We start from the raw sequence: 1,653 nt of genomic DNA, 5'->3' as shown, positions 1-1,653 counted from the left end.
TGTTCTGGCGATCGCGGTCTGATAGCCAGAACCTTATAGTCGATCGGGTCATTAAGTTAGAAGAAATTGAGTCTGAATGGCCGAAATTATGCCAAGATTTAGGAATAAGTTGTAAACTAAAATTTGAAAATAAATCGGCTTCTAGAAGTGTTGAGTTGACCCCTGAAGACCGTAGCTATATATATTCGCAATTTAAAATAGACTTCGACAAGTTTGGATACCTGCCTTAGGTCACTACATTCGAGTTCTTCTTCCATACATAGCTCGACAAAATGTTAAATTAATCTAGCATAGATACTTAATTGGAATTAGAAGCTCTCAGGAGATGATAATTATGGAAAGTAGATTATTGGTGACCGGGGGTGCTGGATTTATAGGTTCTAATTTTGTCCATTATTGGTGTGAAACCTATCCTAATCATCGAGTAGTTGTATTGGATGCTCTGACTTACGCTGGTAATAAGGAGACTTTAGCTGATTTACTAGAGTTGCCAAATTTCCGTTTTGTCCAGGGAGATATTTGCGATCGCTCGTTAGTAGATAGCTTACTCCAGGAAGAGGATATAGATACAGTAGCCCACTTTGCCGCAGAATCTCATGTGGATCGGTCTATTCTTGGCCCGGCAGCTTTTGTTCAAACTAATGTTGTGGGTACTTTTACTTTGTTAGAGGCATTCAGAAGTCATTATTCCACTGTTGCCCAAAATCCAGATCGTAGGTGTATATTTCTCCATGTTTCGACTGATGAAGTCTACGGTAGTTTAAGCTCAGAAGATTCTGCCTTTACAGAAACCACACCTTATGCGCCAAATAGTCCCTATTCTGCATCGAAAGCAGGAAGTGACCATCTGGCTAGAGCTTATTATCATACTTACGGTATCCCGACAGTTATTACTAATTGTTCTAATAACTACGGACCCTATCATTTTCCAGAGAAGTTAATTCCCCTGATGTGCATCAATATTTTACTAGGAAAACAATTGCCAGTTTATGGTGATGGGCAAAATATTAGAGATTGGTTGTATGTGATAGATCATTGTCGGGCATTAGATACGGTAATTCACAAAGGTAAACCTGGAGAAACTTATAATATTGGTGGAAATAATGAGGTGAAAAATCTTGATTTGGTGCGAATGTTGTGTCAAATTATGGATGAATTAGGAACTGATTTACCAGTGCAACCTTGTGAAAAGTTAATTACTTTTGTTAAGGATAGACCAGGCCATGACCGACGTTATGCTATTGATGCAACAAAGATTAAAGCTGAGTTAGGTTGGCAACCTTCAGTAACTGTTGAAGAGGGGTTGCGTCAGACAGTAGAATGGTTTTTGAATAACCGAAATTGGTGGGAGCCATTATTATCTGAAGAATATCAAGCTTATTATCAGAAAGTTTATGCAAGCTCTTAAATTGGCTATTGGTAATTAGTAATATTTTTTGATTATTAGCTACTAGCTCTTCTATTTTCTGCAAGTAGTCTTTTCTAGCTACTATCCTAATTCTCAATTAGTTAATCTAGTCGTAGAGTTTTCAAGGTTACTACTTTTATAGCAGAAGGTAGAAGGAAAAATCTGGCGTGGTCTGAATTTTCAGCTTTTGATATATCCTCATCTTTACTTCGACTGCTATATAGAAATTTTATTTGAGTTAATAA

At 37.2% G+C, this 1,653-nt stretch carries 2 protein-coding genes; both read left to right on the top strand.

Annotated elements, in window-relative coordinates:
• The coding region (locus tag F6K13_RS32115; protein WP_287289748.1) for a hypothetical protein at positions 1-230 on the top strand (230 nt) is incomplete at its 5' end.
• A 104-nt stretch (positions 231-334) separates the two neighbouring features.
• Entirely contained in the window at positions 335-1,408 is a 1,074-nt protein-coding gene (rfbB, locus tag F6K13_RS32110; protein ID WP_124147696.1) for a dTDP-glucose 4,6-dehydratase, read from the top strand.
• Positions 1,409-1,653: the final 245 nt, after the last annotated feature.

It is taken from the genome of Okeania sp. SIO2B9 (genome assembly GCF_010672505.1).
Lineage (GTDB): Bacteria > Cyanobacteriota > Cyanobacteriia > Cyanobacteriales > Microcoleaceae > Okeania > Okeania hirsuta.
The sequence above is the reverse complement of the archived record's forward strand: the minus strand, read 5'-3'. Positions and strand labels throughout refer to the sequence as shown.